Source organism: Mycolicibacterium gilvum (assembly GCF_900454025.1).
Classification (GTDB): domain Bacteria; phylum Actinomycetota; class Actinomycetes; order Mycobacteriales; family Mycobacteriaceae; genus Mycobacterium; species Mycobacterium gilvum.
The window spans coordinates 3163302-3181120 of the sequence record NZ_UGQM01000001.1 but is presented as its reverse complement, the minus strand read 5'-3'; the positions used below and the strand labels follow the sequence as shown (position 1 = coordinate 3181120).

Sequence of the window (17819 nt, the reverse complement as noted above, 5' to 3'; positions counted from 1 at the left end):
TCAGCCCGCGAAGAGACCGTCGGCGGGGGTTCAGCCCGCGAGGAGGCCGTCGATCTGGTTGATCGCGGACGTGGCGCCTTCGACGACGCCCATCTCGAGTACCTGCTGCAGTGCTTCGGCGGTGGCGTAGGTGCTGACGAACGTCGACCTGGTGCCGCCGTTGTGCGCCGTGAACGTGAAGACGTTCTTCGAGACCGGCAGTTCCGGGTTCGGGTTGAAGTCGAGGTCGGCGAATCCGTCGTCGAAGGTGAATCCGTTCGGCTCGTCGACCGCGGTGATCTGCCAGTATCCGGCGTGCTTGTCGCCCTCGGGGCCGGTCATGAAATAGGTGACACGGCCGCCGGGCCGTAGGTCGTGGTCGACCACAGTGGCCGGGTATTCCGGTGGGCCCCAGATCTTTTCGAGCTGGCGGGGATCGGCGTAGATCTGCCAGATCCGTTCCACCGGGGCCGCGAAGTCGGCGACGATGGTCAGGGTGCGGCTGTCGATGTCGTGCTGGACGTCGGTCACGGGCATGGTCACTCCTTTGTTGCGTTCTTCGGTTCCTTGTCGGTGGCGATGAGGTCGTCGATGCGTTCCACCCGGCCCCGCCAGATCTGTTCGAGTTCCTCGAGTGCAGACGCCACCGACCTGACTGCCGCGACATCCCCGCTGGCGAGTTGCTCACGGCCACGTCGCCTCTTGGTGATGAGGCCGGCCCTGTCCAGGACGGCGACGTGTTTCTGCACCGCGGCGAAGCTCATGTCGTACTTCGACGCGAGCGTCGAGACCGAATGCTCCCCGGCAAGCACGCGCCGCATGATGTCGCGGCGGGTGCGGTCGGAGAGCGCGTGGAACAGCGCGTCGACTCTGTCCTCTTCCTGTACTGCCACCACACCAACATACAACCAACCGGTTGTATGTTGTCAAGCCCCAGGATCAGTCGAGTCGATAGACGCGCCGGGCATTCCGGTGGGCGATCAGGTCGACCACCCGCGTCGCGTCCGCCTCGCTCCACTCGCCGGTGTCGATGAAGCTCTGCATCGCCGCACCGATCCCGTTGCGCCACAGGCGCGCTCCGAGATAGTGCAGTTCGGCGGGGCCGAATCCGTCCGAGGAGTACAGGATCTTGCGGAACGGCGCCATCTCCAGCAGTCGGGCGATGAAGGCCGCCGACCGCGCGCCCAGATGGTTGATGGAGAGCCCGCCGTCGAGATAGACGTTATGAAACGCCTGCGCCAGGTAGCCGGCCTCGCGCTCGTAGGGATAACAGTGCAGCAGCATCACCGGGGTGTCGCCGCTCCTCCGCAGGAAGTCGAGCAGGTGGATCGGATTGGCGGTGTGCAGATCGCAGTCCCGGTCGCCGAACCCGACATGCACTTGCAGCGGCTTGCCGATCCGCAACGCGCGGTGCAGCCCGAAACGCAGTAGCACGCGGTCGGTGAGCCGCGTCCCGCCGGCATCGCGCCATCGTGCCGCCGCGTCGGCGACCTCGCGGGGCGACGGGTCCGACAGGTCGCCGACGAAGCCGCCGCGGTAGGCGAGGATCGACTTGGTGCCGACCGCGGTGCGGGTCTGCCTGTCGAGCAGTTCGTCGAACGCGGCCGCGTAGTCACCGGTGGCGGCGGCGGCCAGCTCGGCGGTCGACTCCAGCCGGACGACCTCGTGCACCCGGCCGGCCCCGAGCCCGGCGAGCTGCTCGGGATCGGCCACTCCGTGGGCGAAGCCGGTGTCGACGATCCAGTCCGACACTCCGGCACCGCCCAGAAACCGTTGCGCCAGAACATCTTCGTCGATGCGGGCGCGTGCGTTCCAGTACTCGTCGGCGCCGCAGTGCCGCTCCAGGCCCACGGTCTGCGCGCAGTGCGCCCGCACGGCAAATCCGAGTTGGGTGTCGAAGGCGGAGTCGAACTCGGCGAGTGGCGCGGTGTCGGCCTCGTTGAGGGCGTTCTCGAACTGCGCCCGGTCATGCCGGCCGAGCCAGCACCCGTGCACGTGGTGATCGACGAGCGGCACCGCCTCGATGTGTTCACGCAGCGAGCTCACGCGCACCCCACGCTCTCAGACGCTCCAGGCGAGGCGGAACTTCTCGGTGACGGCGTCGGGATCCAGGCCGCCGTAGTGCTCCTGCTCGTAGCGGCGGACCGCGATCACGGCATCCACCACAGCGTCGCCCAGGATGTCGCGCATCGTGGCCGACGCGCCGAGGGCGTCGAGGATGGCGGTCTGGTCGGTGGGCAACACCGTGACGCCAACCTCGGCGCGCGCGGTCTGCGACAGGCTCGACGGGTCGACGGCCACCTCGGCCGGCAGCTCAAGACCCCGGGTCATCCCGTCGAGCGCCAGTCCCAGAATCGTGGCGGACGCAAGGTAGGGGTTGGCCGACGGATCGATGATCTTCACCTCGACGTGGGCTCCGTACGGGTTGGCGTCGCCGCGGGTCAGATACCGCACCGCGGCCTCGCGATTCTCGGTGCCCCAGCAGGCGTAGGCGCCTGACCAGCGTCCCGGCGCCATCCGCAGGCCGGACACCACCGATCCGCTCAGCACTCCCTGCGCCTCGGTGAGACCGTTCAGGACGCCGGCGACCGCCGACGCGCCGTCGGCGGTCATGCCCACGGGTCCGTCTCCCCCGGAGAACAGCGGCACGTCGTCTCGGGTCAGCGAGAAGTGCTGGTGTGCGCCGGATCCGACGCTGCCGGCGAAGGGCACCGGGGACAGACTGGCGCGCATGCCGTAGGTGCGGGCCACCCGGCCGACGATGATGCGCATCAGCGTGACGTGGTCGGCGGCCGCGACCGGAGGCTGTGGCGCCAGCGAGATCTCGAACTGGTTGGCCCCGTACTCGGGATGGAACTGTTCGATCGCGACACCGGAGGCGTTGGCAGCCGCGGTCACGTCACGGACGAAGCCCTCGTGCTCCAGGACGCCCGCCAGCCCGTACTGCGCCCACAGGTGAGCGGGCAGGCGCGCTCCGTCGGGCCCGACGAGGACGAACTCGATCTCATGGCCGACCAGCGCGCTGATGCCGGCGTCGGCAAGCCGCTGGGAAACCCTGCGCAGCGCGCCGCGCGCGCAGTAGGGGTCGGGAGCGCCGTCCTGGGTGAAGAACGACCCTGGCGCCCAGGCGAATCCGTCGCCCAGGATGCGCAGCGCGCCGAGGTCGATGCGGATCCGCTGGTCCCCCACCACCCCGGTGGACTCGCCGAACACGATGCCGGTCTGGTCGATCGCGAACACGTGCCACACCGGGCTGGCGCCGAGACCCGGCTCGGCGAACGAGCCCATCCGCCGCAGCGGGACGGTCTTGGCGTGGATCAATCCGGCGGGGTTCACCACGGTGCCGATCAGCGTCGCGACGCCGTCGGCCTCGAGTTGGGCGATCGCGGCGGCGGCGAGCGGTTTGGCGGCCATGCCAGCCATTCTGCAACGCCCGGGTGGGGCCTTACAGGGTGATTTTGCAGCTCTGTCCGATGTCGAGGGTGCGCAGCATCCGGCCCATGCCCACCCACATCGCGCAGGAGATCGCCAGATCGGTGAGCAGTTCGTCGGAGAAGTGCGCGGACGCCCGCTCCCAGAAGTCCTCGTCGTCGCGCAGCGCCGTGTGGTCGGTCGCGAACCGGTGCGCGAACTCCATCGCGATCCGTTCGGCGTCGCTGTACCCGGGCCAGGTCCGCCACTGCGTGGCGTAGTCGTAGAACTCCTCGGTGATGCCGTTGGCCTCGCCCTCGGCGTCGCGGGTGTTCTGGCACACCACGCATTCGTTGGCGTAGGCGATGACGATCCGCGCTGCTTCCCTGGTCCGCATCGGCAACCGGCTCTTGGTGTAGACGGCGTTGGTGAACTGGGCCATCGCGCCGCCCAACTCCGGTGACTTCACCGCGAATCCGGTGACGTCGTCGTCGCTGAAGTCTCCGATTCTGCTCATGCCCGAACTGTAACCTGTTTCACTTTCCCGCCGCGGCGAGTTCGGTCCGGTCGTCCTCCCATTCGCGCTGCACGAGCAGCCGCTGGGCGATACGCTCGAGAGCCTTCTCGACCTCGTCCCAGTCGGGGCGGCCTTCGAACGTCGGTGACTTCTCCAATTTCTCCACGATCCGGCTGACCAGCGCGGCCGTCGCCGCGGACACCTGCTGTGCGCCGGACTGGGTGAGCCAGAGCTGATCGTCGGTGCGCAGCGCTCTGCCGGTGGCGACGAGACGGTCGAATGTCGGGGCGAGCACCTCGGGCGGAACACGCAGGCGCTCGGCGATCTCCGACAGCCGTGCCGAGCCGAAAACCTGGCTCTGCCGGTAGATCTGGATCAGTGCCCACAGCAGGGCGACGTCGGGATCGCAACCGTGGGTGCCGGCGATACTGCGCAGCCTGATCTCCGGGGAGTGCCGCACCAGCCGACCGACGGCCGTCTCCATCATCCGCTCCGAGGAGTCGTCCGACGGCATGCCGAAGCCCTCCCCCATGTCGAGGGCGGCGGTGGTCTCGATCTCTCTCAGTGGCACCTGCTTGAGGGTCAGCGCGACTACGAAGCCGATCACGGCCACCGGCGCGGCGCACAGGAAGACCAGCCCCAGCGAGTCGGAGTAGGCCTCGACGATCGGCGCCGCGACGGCGTCGGGCAGCCGGTGCAGAACCTGCGGGGACTGCCCGGCTTCCGGCGGCGCGCCGGACGCAGCCAGCGCCCCGCCGATCCGGGAATCGAGGAAATTGGCGAACAGTGAACCGAAAATCGCCGCGCCGAAGGAACTTCCGATGGTGCGGAAGAAGGTGACCCCCGAGGTGGCGACGCCGAGGTCGGAGAAGTTCGCCGTGCTCTGCACGATCAGCACCAGGACCTGCATGCACATGCCGATGCCCGTCCCGAGGACGAACAGGTACGCGCTCTGCTGCCAGACCGGGGTGGTGGCGTCCATCTGGGACAGCAGCACGAATCCGACCGTCATGATCGCGGTGCCCAGCACCGGGAAGATCTTGTAGCGGCCGGTGCGGCTGACGAGGACACCGCTGCCCATCGAGGTCAGCAGCAGTCCCCCGACCATCGGCAGCGTTCGCAGGCCGGACTCCGTCGCCGAGACGCCGTCGACGAACTGCATGAAGGTGGGCAGGAACGTGAGCGCCCCCAGCATCGCGAAGCCGACGATGAACGACAGCACGCAGCACACCGTGAACACCGGGCTGGCGAACAGCCGGATCGGCAACACCGGCTCCGTGGCCCGCAGCTCCACCCGGACGAAGACGGCGAGCGCGACCGCGGATCCGACGAACAGGCCGATGATCATCGGCGACGACCACGCGTACGTGCTCCCGCCCCAACTGGTGGCCAGCGTGAGAGCGGAGGCGCCCAGACCGATCAGCACGATGCCGGCGTAGTCGATGACCGGCTTGCCCCGCCGGCTCAAGGCCGGGATCGTCGCGAGCGCCACGATCAGGACCACGATGCCGATGGGCACGTTGATCCAGAACGCCCAGCGCCACGTCAGATGATCGGTGAAGTAACCGCCGAGCAGCGGGCCGATCACCGTCGTGACACCGAACACCGCACCGAGCGCGCCCTGGTAGCGGCCGCGGTCGCGCAGCGGGATCACCTCGCCGATGAGCGCGGTGGCCGTGACCATCAGCGCGCCGCCGCCGATGCCCTGCAGCGCACGGGAGGCGACCAGCATCTCCATCGTCGACGCGATCCCGCACAGCACCGAACCGGCCAGGAAGAACAGGATCGCCACGCCGAAGATCATCTTGCGGCCGAACAGGTCACCGAGCTTGCCGACGATGGCCGTGGCGATGGTCGACGCCAGCAGGTAGCTGGTGACGACCCACGACTGGTGACCGGCGCCGCCGAGGTCGGCAACGACGGTCGGCAGCGCGGTCGCGACGATCGTCTGGTCCAGCGCGGCCAGAAGCATGCCGAGCACCACGGCGACGAAGATGACGTTCCGCCGGTTCGGGCTGACCGGAGCCGGCTCGCCCGGAGGCGGTGGCGTGGACGCCGTTGCGGCGATCGCCGACTGCGAGCTCTGGGTGGCCTGGGGGCCTGTTGCCGGGGACGCTGCCATACCTGCCTTTCCGGAGCCGTGGAACCTGCACAGATCATTAGATGAGCTATGCAAGATTACGGCACCCGGCAGGACATTCCCCCGCGTGCGGGCTGTTAACCCGCTACTGCGGCGGGCGGGACACGCACTGGGACAGGTAGAGACCCTCGCCGAGCTTGTTCATCAGGTCGAGCTGCGTCTCGAGGTAGTCGATGTGCAACTCCTCGTCGGCCAGGATCTTCTCGAACAGGTTGGCCGAGGTCGCATCGCCCTTCTCACGACACATGATGATGCCGGGCTTGAGGCGTGCGACGACCTCCTTCTCGATCTCCAGGTCCGCCTCGAACTGTTCGCGCACCGTCTGGCCGACCCGCAGCGAGAACAGCCGCTGATAATTGGGCAGGCCGTCGAGAATGAGAATTCGATCGGTGATCTCCTCCGCGTGAACCATTTCCTCGAATGATTCTTTGCGGGTGTGTTCCGCCAATTCGGTGAAGCCCCAATTGTCCTGCATCTTGGAATGCAGGAAATACTGGTTGATCGCCGTCAATTCGCTCGTCAATTGCTCGTTGAGCAACTTCAGAACTTCGGGATCGCCTTGCATGACTTGCTCCTCGGGGCATCGTGACTGAATGTGTGCGGTATCTGCACGGGCTGTGTGCGAACACATTCAATCTAGTCCATTAGCCGGGTCAAAAGCTCGCCATTTCGACCCATGGCGTGCTGTTCTGAGGTTCGTGGGATGCCCTCACGCCCAGATCAGGAGGTTTCTCTGGACTGCCTAGGCTAAGTAAGGTTAGACTGCGCTAACCGTTTTGACCGGACAATAGGTAAGGGTAACCAATGGGTGAGTACGATCTGCACTCATTCATCCTTGCGTGTGATTTCAAGGTCGACGATGTCGATGTGATGTGGAAATGGCTCGGAAAGCATCGCGACGGCCTCCACTCGATCGGTGCGCACCACGTGGTGCTGTACGAATCCATTTGGGAACCGCGCCGCGTACTCGTCACCATCGGAATTCGGCAGGCACGTTCGATTCGTGAGGTACTCAGCTCGCCGGCGATCTTCGAATGGTTCGACATCTCCGGTGCCGACGACATACCTCCGGTGTTCGGTGGTGAGGTCGTCGAGAAGATCGACCTGACCGGTTCGGGCGAAGACAAGGCGGTCGGCCGGGTGGTCGTCGGCGTGATGTCCTCGGTGCAGGACGTCTCCACGTTGATGGACAAGGTGCACGACGGCCTCGACCGCTTCCGGCAGGGCGGGGTCCGCAAGATCTGGGTGTACCGCGCGCTCGACGACGGCCACGAAGTGCTGATCCTGCAGGAGATCGCCGACGAGGCCAGCGCCCGGCAGTGGATCGAGCACCCCGACGCCGCGGCCGAGTGGATGACGAACGCGGGGATGGGTGCCTACCCCACCCGGTTCGTGGGGCGTCTCGCCCACCTGATGAGCGTCGGCGAGCAGGTCTGACATGTTCGTCTGCCTGTGCACCGGAACCACGAGTCACGTGGTCCAGGACGTGGTGGCCAAGGGCGCGCGAACGTCCCGGGAGATCGCCGAAGCCTGCGGTGCGGGCGGCGACTGCGGCCGCTGCCGGCGCACGCTGCGCTCCATCATCGAGGCCTATTTCCAGGTCGAGGACTGCAAGCGCGAGAGCGTCGGCTGACTCAGCCCTTCTGCGTGAACTCCGCCAGGGCGGCGGCATTGGCTACGCCACCCAGCAACTCCTGGAAGTGCGCGTTCTCCCGCGCGGTCGCTGCGGCGATCTCGGCGCGGTGCGGTGCGACCATCGTCTTCTTCACCGCGATCAGGCTCGGAATCGACCGTGCCGCAAGGATTTCGGCGTGCCTGCGCGCTTCGGGAAGCAGATCGTCGGGCTCGCAGACCTTCCATGCGATCCCCATGCGGTGCGCCTCGTCGGCGTCGACCCACTCCGAGGACAGCAGCAGCCACGCGGCGTTCTGCCGGCCGATGAGCTGCGGCAGCAGATACGACGAAGCGGCCTCGGGTGCCACGCCCAAACTGGTGAACGGGCACTTCAACCGCGCCGTCGAGGACATGAAGACCAGATCGGCATAGCCGAGGATCGTGGTGCCGATTCCGAGGCCCACGCCGTTGACGGCACAGATCAGCGGTTTCGGGAGATCGATCAGCGCGTCGATCATGGTCGTGAAATGGCTGCCGTCGGCCGTCAGCGATCCGTCGGTGATGCCCGCCTGCATCTCCTTGAGGTCGTTGCCGGCGCTGAACGCGCGGCCGGCGCCGGTCAGGAGCACCACCGCGACCTCGGGGTCGTCGGCTGCGTCGCGCAGCGCGGTCGCGGTGGCCAGATAGAGCTCCTGGTTGAACGCGTTGAGAGCGTCGGGCCGGTTCAGCACCAGGGTGCGGACCCGGTTCTCGTCGCTGATCTGCAGAGTCACCGCAGCAGCGTATCCCGCCGGCCGGTCGGATCGTCGGCGGCCGGCGCGGCGAACGGGTCGCGCAGCACGTACCTGCTCGTCGGCACCGTGTCGACGTTCTCGTTCGCGCCGAACGCCGTTGTGCTGGCGACCATTCTGGTCATGCGGTCGCTGAGGTCGGCGTCGTCGGCGGCCCCGAAGAACGCGTGCAGGTCGGAGGTCGCCTCGATCGGAAACAGTTCCTCCACGATCGCGTCGATGGGCGGCGCGTCGTCGGTGATCGCCCGGACCACGGTGTTCTGGGTGTAGCCGAAGGTGGACTGCGTGTCGATCGCGACGCGGGTGTGGTCGAGGTGCCAGCGGTGCAGCCACGTGCGCTCGTCGAGTCCGGCAGGTCGGCGCAGCAGCGCGACGTTGGCCAGTCCCGGCGTGCGCTCCCCCGGCGCGGTGACGGGGCCGGCAAGCGGGACGGACTCGGTGACCAGGTACGCCGCGGTCGACTCGCAGATTTGACCCAACAGCGTTGTCGCAGTGTGGATCTGCTCACCGTAGTACTGCGGGGTCCACACGCTGACCAGAGCGATGACCGGTGGGTCGAGGGTCGTCAGCGTCATCAGGGAGTCGGTGACAGCGGCGTCGCGCACGTTGACCGTCACGCCGGGAGCGCCCGTGTCCAGCAGCAGTGGGGCGACGTCGGTGCGTAACGCGGTGCACCACGCGTCGTCGCCCGGCGCGCCACGCAGAGTGATGATCACTTTCTCCACCCGGCGAACATAGCCGGGTCAGAATGGTCGGGTGATCATGGGGCTGACAGTGCGTTCGGTACTGCCGGATGCTGCTGCCGCCCTGCGCAGCCTGGCAGCGGTCGGTGTGATCGCGGTGATCGCAGCGCTCTGGGGACCGCCGGGATCGGCGACGTCCGCCGTCGCGGTGGCCGCCGTGGCCGGAGCCACGGCCTTTCAGGACAGCCCGCGGTCGCGGATCCCGCTCGTCTACCTGGTGTCGGGACTCTGCGGTGTCGCGGTGCTGCTCGGCACGGCGGTGTCCGGGTTGCCGGTGCTTTTCCTCCTGCTGTGCGCGCTGTGGTGTGCCGGCGTGGCGATGCTGTGGGCGCACGGGCCCAACACCGGTCTGATCGGGGCGGCCTCGGGGGCGCTGATGGTGGCCGCAACGTCGGCCGGCACACCGGTGTCGGTGGGCGCCGCGTTGGGCACGGCCGCGCTGGCCGTCGTCGGTGGCCTGTCCCAGGCCGTGGTCCTCGCGGTGTGGCCGCCGCAACGCTGGCGTGCGCAGCGCGACGCCGTGGTGGCCGCCTACCGGTCGCTGGCCGCCGACGCCCGGCGCCTGGCCGACGGGCGCGACGACGGCTGGGCCGTCGACACCGAACCGCTTGTGGCGCTGCGTGAGGCGTTCACCGACGTCTCCGGTCCGACGCTGCGCCGTCCGGCGGTGTACCGCGGGTGGTACGCGCTACCGGAGCGCATCGCCGCGACGCTGACCGACATGGCGAACGGTCCTCGCTCCGAGGCGTTGTCGCGCGTCCTCGAAGAGGCCGCCGACACGATGGCGGCGGTCGCCGACACGAGCCGCGCCGGCCGCGTCGGCACCCACGTCTCGATCGGCCGCTTCGACAGCGTCGTGACCGAGATCGACGGGCCCGAGTCCGGCACCGTGCGACGACTCTCGGCCCTGCTGCACGAAGTGGCGGCGATGCGGCTCGGCGACTTCGTCCCGTCCACTCCCGACGCGGTGCGCCTGCGGCGCCCGGAGCTGCCCACGTCGGTGCGCTCGGCGATGGACACGGTCCGCGGCCACCTCAACCAGGACTCCCCGGTGCTGCGCCACGCGGTGCGGGTCGGCGCCGCAGTCGGTCTCGGCGGGGGTATCGCGCAGTACGCCGGCATTCCCTACGGCTATTGGATCCCCCTGACGGCGCTGCTGGTGTTGCGCCCGGAAACCGCGCATACCTACACCCGTTGTGTCGGGCGGGTTGCCGGCACCGCGGCCGGCGTCGTCGTCGCCTCGGCGGTGCTGGTTCCGTTCGCACCCGCTCCGGTCGTTTCGCTGGGATTCGCAGTCGTCGCGGTGGGCATCGCGTATCTGGTGTCGGGCGTCGGCTACATCGCGATGTCGGGCGCCGTGGCGGCCGCAGCGGTCTTCCTGCTGGACGTGGCACGCGCAGGCACGCCGTCCTCGCTGACCGATCCGCTGATCGCGACGATCGCAGGAGGCGCGCTGGCGGTCATCGCGCACGTCGCGCTGCCCGACGACGAGTTGACCCGGCTGGCACAACGGGCGGGCGAGCTGCTCAAGACCGAGATCGACTACGCCGCCACGGTGATCAAGGGATATGTGCACGAGCGGGAGAACGCCACCGAGGAGATGACCGCTGCGTGGCAACGGGTGTCCAGGGCGCGCTCGGCCTTCGAGGCCACGACGGGTGCGATGCGGCTGGAGTCACGGGACTTCCGGCTCTGGCTGCGCTCGTACCGCACGGCGATCAACTCGCTGACGAGTTCGTGCACGACGCTGGAAGCCCACATGCCGACCCGGCCGGCGGGCGTGGACCGCGAATTCGCGATCACCGTCGACGAATTCGTGGAGGCGCTGTGCGGAGATCCACCGACCGCCGCGTCGCCGTGGACGGTGGATGCCGCGGAACTGGAGGCGGCGGCGCAGCGGTTGCGGGAGGCCGCCCCGCGGGAACGCGCGGAGGACGGTTCCTCACGGGTGCTCGTCGCCGAGGCGACTGCGATCACCCGTAGCCTGACCGCGGTGGCGATCAGCCCCGTGCCCATCTCGGCTCGATGAACACCGCTTCGGCCTCCACCGTAATGCCGGTGGCGTCGGCGATGTGGCCCACCGCGTAGGTCTTGAACCCGTCGGTGTGCGTGACCCGCGCTTCGGAGTGCAACCGGCCTAGCGGGGTCAGTCTCCGATAGCGCACCGTGATGGTGCCGGTGAGCCGGTGCACACCCGGCTTGCTCGCGGCATCTCCGAGGACGTGGTCGAGGATCTTCGCCGACACCCCGCCGTGCACATGGCCGGGCGGGCCCTCGAACGCCGCCCCCAGGTAGAAGTCGCTGCGCGCGAATCCGTCGGGTTCCTTGTGGATCACCAGCGGCGGCGCCGTCGGGTTCCGCACACCGATCACGGCGTTGCCCCACGGCATCGACTCGCCGTCCGCGCCGAACTGGATCCCGAAGGACCCGTCACGTGCGGCGCTGCGCAGCCGGGCGGTGGCCGACTCGATCTCGGCCTTGGCGGCCGCGACGGCGTCGGGGTCGGCCTCGGTCAGGATCGTCGCGTCGATCAGGTCGCGCACCGATGCGGTCAGCGGCTCATAGAGTTCGCGTCGCCGTGCGATGTCTGCCGCGCTCAAACCGTCGACGTGGGTGTAGTCCAGCACCCCTCGACTAGAACACGTGTCAAGTTCACGGTCAGCCCGGGGGTGGTCCGACGAGCAGATCGCGGATCACGGGCGTCGCCCAACGGATCAGTTCCTCGTGGCCGAGGTCTGCGGCCGCGGGCGCCTTGAGGATGTAGCGCGTCGTCGCCATGCCCAGCACGAGCGAACCGATCAGCGCCCCGCGATCGTCCTCACAACCGCCGATTCGGGTGTCGCAGATTACTTGAGCTTTCGTAGACAACTGTAAACGAAACCTTCTACCCTCGTTCCATGCCCGAACGAGGCCGCAGTGTCGATCCCCGCGCGCAGCGAGTGCGCAACTCGTTGCGCGACGCGGCGTTCGCACTCGCCCGGGAACACCCGGTCGACACGATCTCCGTCGGCGACATCGCCGCACAGGCCGACGTGAGCCGCCAGGTGTTCTACCGCCACTTCCGCGACCGCGACCACGCCGTCGCCGCGGCCTTCGGACACTCCTTCGACGACGCACTGGCCGACGGCGCGGGCCAGGATGCCCGTGCCCGCATCCTCGATCTGTTCGGTTTCGCCGCCGCACATCCGCGGTTGTGCCGCAACGTCGTTCCGTCGACGGTGCACCAGCACGTCCTCGTCACCTACCGAGACGCCCTGTATGCCCCCTGCCGGCGGATCGCCGGCCAGGGCATGGAAGTCCTCGACGCCGTCTCTTCCCTTCCGGCCGAGGCGGTCACACGCTTCCTGGTCGGCGGACTCGTGGAGGTGCTGCGGTCGTGGATGGAAGATCCGGACGCCACCGACTTGAACGGCCGTGTCCAGGCAGCGCTCGACACCGTCGACGCGCTGCTGGGAATCGCCTCAGCCCAGAAAGGATCCACCCGTGGGTAGACACCACACCCCTGACGTTCCGCCCATCCGCGATCGCACCGCGGTCCGCACCACCCTGCTCGCCCTCGCCGGCCTGACGGTCTTCGTGATCGCCATGGTCGCAAGCTATTCCGGAGCCTTCGCCAATCCGACGCTGCACCACATGACCGTTGCGGTGTCGGCGCCCCAGCAGGTCGTCGACGGACTGCGTGCCGAGCACGCGTTGACCGTCCACGAGTTCGGTGATGCGGCAAGTGCCCGGGCCCAGGTGCTCGAGCGCACCGCCGACACCGCCTTCGCCGTGAACCCCGACGGCCACCTGACCGTCTATGTCGCCGGCGGCGGCGGCCACAGCGTGGCCGCCGCGGCTGAGCTGGTGGGCCGGGAAGCCGCCGAGCGCGCCGGTCTCACACCGGTTGTCGAGGACGTGGCGCCGACCTCGGCGGGCGACCCGTCCGGCACCGTCGAGTTCTACGCCGTCATCTTCCTGTCCATCGGCGCATCGCTGGGTGCGGCCCTGCTCGGACGGCTCATGGGACCGGTCCGCACTCCGGCCACACTGGCCCTGCGCACGGCATCGCTGTCGGTGTTCTCGGCGGTGCTCGCCGGTGTCGTGACCCTGTACACCGGGCCGGTGCTCGACGCGTTGACGGGCCATTCCTGGCAGGTGTTCGGGGCGCTGTGGCTCTACTCGATGGCGGTCGGCGGTGCGGTGACCGGGGTCGCCGCGGCGTTCGGCAGCGCCGCGTCGGTCGTGCTGGGGCTGTTCCTCGTCGTCGTCGGCAACGCTGCCGCCGCCGGACCCGTCGGGCGACCGCTGCTGTCGGGGTTCTACTCGACGTTCACCGCGATCGTGCCGCAGGGGTCCGGGGTCTCGCTGCTGCGCAGCATCTCCTACTTCGGCGGACACGGCGCCGCGATGTCGTGGGTGACGCTGGTGGTCTGGGCGGTGACGGGCGCTGTCCTGGCAACCCTGGCCACTGCTGTCCGGGTGAACTACCGTGCCCTGTATGAACGTCGCGTCGAGCGCGCCGGGGGCAGCAGAACCCTATTACGACCTGGGCTCCTATCATCGACCGACTGACACTGCGTCCGACGCCGCGCAGATCTGGTTCGACCGCGGCATGGTGTGGTCCTACGCCTTCAATCACGAGGAAGCGATCCACTGTTTCGACCGCGCCCTTGAGCTCGATCCCGATTTCGCGCTTGCCCGGTGGGGTGTCGCCTATGCGATCGGCCCCAACTACAACAAGGGCTGGGAGGCATTCGATCCCGTCGATCTCGCTGCGTCGCTGGCCCGCGCGCGGACAGAACTCGGACTCGCCGCCGCGGGTCGGGCGTCGCCCCTTGAACGGGGGCTGATCGACGCGCTGTCGGCCCGTTTCCTGACGGCCGATCCCGACGACACGGATGCCCTTACCGCGGGCCACCGCGCCTACGCCGACGCGATGGCCGCCCTGGCCCAGGCCTATCCCGACGACATCGACGTCGTCGCGTTGGCCGCCGACGCCCTCGTGAACGTCACCGCATGGGCGTTGTGGGACAGCCGAACCGGTGATCCGGCCCCGGGATCCCGCGTGGTGGAGGCCATGCGGTTGCTGGACGGGGCCCTGCAGACTCCCGCGGGACGGCAGCATCCCGGCGTTCTGCACCTCTACCTGCACGCCATGGAGATGTCGACGACGCCTCAGGCGGCGTTGCCGGCCGCGGATCTGCTTCGTGATCTGGTCCCGGACGCGGGTCACCTTCGACACATGCCCAGCCATATCGACGTGCTGTGCGGCAATTACCGGGACTCGGTGGTGGCCAATCTGTCCGCCGTCGAGGTCGATCGGCGCTTCGTCGAACGCCAGGGGTCGCTGAACTTCTACTCTCTCTACCGCGCCCACAACCTCCACTTCGTGGTGTATTCGGCGATGTTCGAAGGCAATTCGGCGACCGCGCTGCAGGCGGCCGACGAGTTGGCCACACAGCTCAGCCCGGAACTGCTGGCCATCGAGTCACCGCCGATGGCCGACTGGTTGGAGGCGTTCGTGCCGCTGCGGGTTCACGTGCTGGTGCGGTTCGGCCGCTGGGCGGACCTCATCGCGACCGCCCTGCCCGAGGACACGGCCCTGTACTGCACCACGGCGGCGACCATCCACTACGGCCGCGGGGTCGCGCACGCCGCGAGCGGGAACCTCGATCGGGCGAGGGCCGAGCGCGACCTCTTCGCCACCGCCTATGACCGCATCCCGGAGAGCCGCTACCTGTTCAACAACACCAGCCGCGACATCCTGGCCGTCGCCGCCGCCATGCTCGACGGTGAAATCGATTACCGCGCAGGTGATCACGACGCGGCGTTCGCGCACCTGCGTCGCGCCGTCGAACTGGACGACGCCATGCCGTACGACGAACCGTGGGGGTGGATGCAGCCGACCCGTCATGCGCTCGGGGCGTTGTTGTTGGAGCAGGGGCGCGTCGAGGAGGCTGCGCAGGTCTACGCCGCCGATCTGGGGCTGGATCCGACGCTGAGCCGGCCGTGTCAGCATCCGGGAAACGTGTGGAGCCTGCACGGATATCACGAGTGCCTGACGCGGCTCGGCCGCGATGCCGAGGCGGTGATCATCGGTAAGCAACTCGAACTGGCCGCCGCGCGTGCTGATGTGCCGATCGAGGCGTCGTGCGCCTGTCGGCTGCAGAGCCCCTGCTGCGACTGAGGCCGGGTCCACGGCCCGGTGCGTAGACTCCGGCCCATGGCGGTCACCGACGACGACCTGCGGCACCTGCGACGATGCGTGGAGTTGGCGCGTGAAGCCCAGGAGGCCGGTGACGAACCGTTCGGGTCGCTGCTGCTCGACGCCGACGGCGTGACCCGTGTCGAGGACCGCAACCGGGTCAAGGACGGAGACGCGACGCGGCACCCTGAATATGCGATCGCGAAATGGGCCGTGGAGAACCTCTCCCCCGACGACCGGGCCCGTGTCACCGTGTACACCTCCGGTGAGCACTGCCCCATGTGTGCGGCCGCGCATGCCTGGGTAGGTCTCGGTCGCGTGGTGTACGCCGCGTCGTCGGCCCAGCTGGCCCAGTGGCTGGTGGAGTGGAAGGCGCCACCTCCCCCGGTGGCGAGCCTTCCCATCACCACCGTCGCGCCCGGGGTGCCGGTCGACGGCCCGGCGCAGGAACTGACCGAGGAGATGAAGACGTTGTACGAGAGAGCCTTTCGGCGATGAGCGATCCCGCCTGGGTCGAACACGTCCTGTGGTGGCAGGTGTACCCACTGGGATTCGTCGGCGCCCACCCCGCCGACACCGCACCTGAACCCGGTGAGCACCGCCTGCGACGCATCGTCGACTGGCTGGACTACGCCGTGGAACTGGGTGCCTCCGGTCTGGCGCTCGGCCCCGTATTCCACTCCCGAACGCACGGCTACGACACGATCGACCACTACCGCATCGACCCGCGCCTCGGCGACGACAGCGACTTCGACCACCTGATCGGGGAATCGCACAGCCGTGGGCTGCGTGTCCTGCTCGACGGTGTCTTCAACCACGTCGGCACCGAATTCCCGCGTTACCGCGAGGCGGTCGACGGCGGCGACCGGTCCTGGTTCGCCACCAGAGGCGACGACTTCGCGACATTCGAGGGCCACGAGGGTCTGATCACCCTCGACCATGACAACGCCGACGTCGTCGACTACACCGTCGACGTGATGAGCCACTGGCTCGCACGGGGTGCGGACGGATGGCGTCTCGACGCGGCATACGCGGTCCCGGACCGGTTCTGGGCGCAGGTCCTCCCACGGGTCCGGCAGGCTCACCCTGCGGCGTGGTTCGTCGGCGAGGTCATCCACGGCGATTACGTTGCTCGCGTGCGTGATTCGGGGTTCGACTCCGTCACACAGTACGAGTTGTGGAAAGCCGTCTGGAGCAGTATCAACGATGCCAACTTCCACGAGCTGGACTGGGCGCTCACCCGGCACAACGAGTTCCTCGACACCTTCGTGCCGCTGACGTTCATCGGCAATCACGACGTGACCCGGATCGCGAGCCGCCTGACCGATCCCGCCCACGTCGAGCACGCGCTGGTGGTGCTGCTCACCACCGGCGGAACCCCGAGCGTGTACGCCGGCGACGAGGTCGCCTACCGTGGCGTGAAAGAAGAACGCTTCGGCGGTGACGACGCGGTGCGACCCGAATTCCGTTCTCCGTTCGACGGAGTCGGCGAGCAGGGCCATCAGATGTTCCGCTCGCATCAGCATCTGATCGGGCTGCGACGCAGGCACCCCTGGCTGCACGAGGCCCGGACGACGGCGTTGTCGGTGACGAACACCGGCTACGTCTACATCACCCGAAGCGGCGACGACGCCCTCGTCGTCGCACTCAACGTCGCGGATGAACCACTACCGGTGGCGTTGTCGGGTCTCGGTCTGGGACATGCCGAGATCGTCGCCGGTTCCGGTGCGCCACCGGCAGAAGTGGTGCCCGACATCGTCGTTCCGCCCCACGGCTGGGTGATCCTGAACCCGCGCTGACCGTCAGCCGAGCAGCTGCAGCGTCGCAGGGTCGTCCTGTCCGTCGTAGAACACATCGAGAACCGTCCGGAACACGGCATCGTCCGCGCCCGCGGCGGCCTGCGCGAACAGCGTCATCGACGACCGCACCTTCAGATCGTCGGGATGTCCGAGAATCTGCGTCGCCGAACGCCCGGTGTGGGCGGCGAGCAGCTCGGCGCATTCCCGTAACCGCGGGCCGAGTACCGGGTGCGCGAGGTAGGCCTTCGCCTCGGCCAGTGACGTGATGCCGTACTTCTGGGCCGTGACGCTGCGACCCAATCCCCGCAGCTGCGGAAAGACGAACCAGATCCAGTGGCTGCGTTTCGCGCCGGCGCGCAACTCGGCCAGCACTGTGGAATAGACGCCGTCCTGCGCTGCCACGAACCGCTCGAGATCACACGAGTCATCGGTCATGTCGTCGTTGGTCATGTCGTAGGGATTACCCGCGAATCCACCGGTGGCGCGCAGCGACCACACCGATCACTTTCTTCACACTGGTCACACGCCATTCCGGTTGCGGGTGAGTCCGGCCCGAGTCCTGATCGTTAGCCAACCGCGACCGCTTTTCCCTGTGTCGGGCCGCTGGTCAGCAGGTCGCAGCGTGTTGCATTACTCAG

General features: G+C 68.2%; 20 protein-coding genes. 8 read left to right on the top strand and 12 right to left on the bottom strand.

Annotated features, from left to right (window positions below):
- Positions 1-30 precede the first annotated feature (30 nt).
- The 7 genes from DYE23_RS14970 to bfr all read right to left on the bottom strand — a co-directional run bounded on the left by DYE23_RS14970 (position 31) and on the right by bfr (position 6612).
- Positions 31-516 (bottom strand): SRPBCC family protein, encoded by a 486-nt coding sequence (locus tag DYE23_RS14970; RefSeq protein ID WP_115327522.1) that lies wholly within the window; start codon positions 514-516, stop codon positions 31-33.
- 2 nt (positions 517-518) lie between these two features.
- Positions 519-875 carry an ArsR/SmtB family transcription factor gene (locus tag DYE23_RS14965; RefSeq protein WP_011894177.1) on the bottom strand — a complete coding sequence of 119 codons (357 nt, stop codon included), beginning with the start codon at positions 873-875 and terminating at the stop codon, positions 519-521.
- Between the two features lie 43 nt (positions 876-918).
- Entirely contained in the window at positions 919-2031 is a 1113-nt protein-coding gene (locus DYE23_RS14960; protein WP_115327521.1) for an amidohydrolase family protein, read from the bottom strand.
- Positions 2032-2040: 9 nt separating this feature from the next.
- On the bottom strand, positions 2041-3402 hold the full coding sequence (locus DYE23_RS14955; protein ID WP_115327520.1) for a type I glutamate--ammonia ligase: 1362 nt from the start codon (positions 3400-3402) through the stop codon (positions 2041-2043).
- A gap of 22 nt (positions 3403-3424) precedes the next feature.
- Complete coding sequence (locus tag DYE23_RS14950) at positions 3425-3907, bottom strand: carboxymuconolactone decarboxylase family protein (RefSeq protein ID WP_115327519.1); 483 nt, start codon at positions 3905-3907, stop codon at positions 3425-3427.
- A gap of 19 nt (positions 3908-3926) precedes the next feature.
- Complete coding sequence (locus tag DYE23_RS14945) at positions 3927-6029, bottom strand: MDR family MFS transporter (RefSeq protein WP_235660408.1); 2103 nt, start codon at positions 6027-6029, stop codon at positions 3927-3929.
- Positions 6030-6132: 103 nt separating this feature from the next.
- On the bottom strand, positions 6133-6612 hold the full coding sequence (gene bfr, locus DYE23_RS14940; RefSeq protein WP_115327518.1) for a bacterioferritin: 480 nt from the start codon (positions 6610-6612) through the stop codon (positions 6133-6135).
- Positions 6613-6851: 239 nt separating this feature from the next.
- On the opposite strand from bfr, the gene DYE23_RS14935 reads away from it, so the two are divergent.
- Positions 6852-7484: a fatty-acid--CoA ligase gene (locus DYE23_RS14935; protein ID WP_115327517.1), complete on the top strand. Its 633-nt coding sequence runs from the start codon at positions 6852-6854 to the stop codon at positions 7482-7484.
- Position 7485: 1 nt separating this feature from the next.
- A complete protein-coding gene (locus DYE23_RS14930) occupies positions 7486-7680 on the top strand; it encodes a (2Fe-2S)-binding protein (RefSeq protein WP_011894184.1) in 195 nt (64 codons plus the stop codon).
- A 1-nt stretch (position 7681) separates the two neighbouring features.
- On the opposite strand, the gene DYE23_RS14925 is transcribed toward DYE23_RS14930, so the two are convergent.
- Together DYE23_RS14925 and DYE23_RS14920 are read right to left on the bottom strand one after the other, a co-directional pair.
- A complete protein-coding gene (locus DYE23_RS14925; RefSeq protein WP_011894185.1) occupies positions 7682-8434 on the bottom strand; it encodes an enoyl-CoA hydratase/isomerase family protein in 753 nt (250 codons plus the stop codon).
- Positions 8431-9177, bottom strand: coding sequence for an EthD domain-containing protein (locus DYE23_RS14920; RefSeq protein WP_049777296.1), 747 nt, complete (start codon positions 9175-9177; stop codon positions 8431-8433). Before DYE23_RS14920 ends, DYE23_RS14925 begins: the two co-directional genes overlap by 4 nt.
- Before the next feature lie 37 nt (positions 9178-9214).
- On the opposite strand from DYE23_RS14920, the gene DYE23_RS14915 reads away from it, so the two are divergent.
- Entirely contained in the window at positions 9215-11224 is a 2010-nt protein-coding gene (locus DYE23_RS14915; RefSeq protein WP_013471627.1) for an FUSC family protein, read from the top strand.
- On the opposite strand, the gene DYE23_RS14910 is transcribed toward DYE23_RS14915, so the two are convergent.
- Together DYE23_RS14910 and DYE23_RS14905 are read right to left on the bottom strand one after the other, a co-directional pair.
- Positions 11196-11822 (bottom strand): PaaI family thioesterase, encoded by a 627-nt coding sequence (locus tag DYE23_RS14910; protein ID WP_011894188.1) that lies wholly within the window; start codon positions 11820-11822, stop codon positions 11196-11198. The two genes, DYE23_RS14915 and DYE23_RS14910, sit on opposite strands and share 29 nt — an antisense overlap.
- Positions 11823-11853: 31 nt before the next feature.
- Positions 11854-12063, bottom strand: a complete 210-nt coding sequence (locus tag DYE23_RS14905) for a TetR/AcrR family transcriptional regulator (protein ID WP_235660406.1) — start codon at positions 12061-12063, stop codon at positions 11854-11856.
- A gap of 29 nt (positions 12064-12092) precedes the next feature.
- Here DYE23_RS14905 and DYE23_RS14900 point away from each other — a divergent pair, with 29 nt between their 5' ends.
- Genes DYE23_RS14900 through DYE23_RS14880 form a run of 5 tightly spaced genes read left to right on the top strand, consistent with a single transcriptional unit; the run spans position 12093 to position 17181 of the window.
- Positions 12093-12686 carry a TetR/AcrR family transcriptional regulator gene (locus DYE23_RS14900; protein ID WP_013471628.1) on the top strand — a complete coding sequence of 198 codons (594 nt, stop codon included), beginning with the start codon at positions 12093-12095 and terminating at the stop codon, positions 12684-12686.
- A complete protein-coding gene (locus DYE23_RS14895) occupies positions 12679-13749 on the top strand; it encodes a membrane protein (protein ID WP_013471629.1) in 1071 nt (356 codons plus the stop codon). Before DYE23_RS14900 ends, DYE23_RS14895 begins: the two co-directional genes overlap by 8 nt.
- Positions 13676-15364, top strand: coding sequence for a tetratricopeptide repeat protein (locus tag DYE23_RS14890; RefSeq protein ID WP_115327516.1), 1689 nt, complete (start codon positions 13676-13678; stop codon positions 15362-15364). The genes DYE23_RS14895 and DYE23_RS14890 overlap by 74 nt, the downstream gene beginning before the upstream one ends.
- A 36-nt stretch (positions 15365-15400) precedes the next feature.
- Complete coding sequence (locus DYE23_RS14885) at positions 15401-15880, top strand: nucleoside deaminase (RefSeq protein ID WP_115327515.1); 480 nt, start codon at positions 15401-15403, stop codon at positions 15878-15880.
- Entirely contained in the window at positions 15877-17181 is a 1305-nt protein-coding gene (locus DYE23_RS14880) for an alpha-amylase family protein (protein ID WP_115327514.1), read from the top strand. The genes DYE23_RS14885 and DYE23_RS14880 overlap by 4 nt, the downstream gene beginning before the upstream one ends.
- A 3-nt stretch (positions 17182-17184) precedes the next feature.
- On the opposite strand, the gene DYE23_RS14875 is transcribed toward DYE23_RS14880, so the two are convergent.
- A complete protein-coding gene (locus DYE23_RS14875; protein WP_115328974.1) occupies positions 17185-17631 on the bottom strand; it encodes a DUF1810 domain-containing protein in 447 nt (148 codons plus the stop codon).
- Positions 17632-17819: the final 188 nt, after the last annotated feature.

Coding starts and splice junctions, on each gene's coding strand:
- DYE23_RS14970 (WP_115327522.1), bottom strand. CDS start 516: ATGCCCGTGACCGACGTCCAGCACGACATCGACAGCCGCACCCTGACC.
- DYE23_RS14955 (WP_115327520.1), bottom strand. CDS start 3,402: ATGGCTGGCATGGCCGCCAAACCGCTCGCCGCCGCCGCGATCGCCCAA.
- DYE23_RS14950 (WP_115327519.1), bottom strand. CDS start 3,907: ATGAGCAGAATCGGAGACTTCAGCGACGACGACGTCACCGGATTCGCG.
- DYE23_RS14945 (WP_235660408.1), bottom strand. CDS start 6,029: ATGGCAGCGTCCCCGGCAACAGGCCCCCAGGCCACCCAGAGCTCGCAG.
- bfr (WP_115327518.1), bottom strand. CDS start 6,612: ATGCAAGGCGATCCCGAAGTTCTGAAGTTGCTCAACGAGCAATTGACG.
- DYE23_RS14935 (WP_115327517.1), top strand. CDS start 6,852: ATGGGTGAGTACGATCTGCACTCATTCATCCTTGCGTGTGATTTCAAG.
- DYE23_RS14930 (WP_011894184.1), top strand. CDS start 7,486: ATGTTCGTCTGCCTGTGCACCGGAACCACGAGTCACGTGGTCCAGGAC.
- DYE23_RS14915 (WP_013471627.1), top strand. CDS start 9,215: ATGGGGCTGACAGTGCGTTCGGTACTGCCGGATGCTGCTGCCGCCCTG.
- DYE23_RS14900 (WP_013471628.1), top strand. CDS start 12,093: ATGCCCGAACGAGGCCGCAGTGTCGATCCCCGCGCGCAGCGAGTGCGC.
- DYE23_RS14890 (WP_115327516.1), top strand. CDS start 13,676: ATGAACGTCGCGTCGAGCGCGCCGGGGGCAGCAGAACCCTATTACGAC.
- DYE23_RS14885 (WP_115327515.1), top strand. CDS start 15,401: ATGGCGGTCACCGACGACGACCTGCGGCACCTGCGACGATGCGTGGAG.
- DYE23_RS14880 (WP_115327514.1), top strand. CDS start 15,877: ATGAGCGATCCCGCCTGGGTCGAACACGTCCTGTGGTGGCAGGTGTAC.
- DYE23_RS14875 (WP_115328974.1), bottom strand. CDS start 17,631: ATGACCAACGACGACATGACCGATGACTCGTGTGATCTCGAGCGGTTC.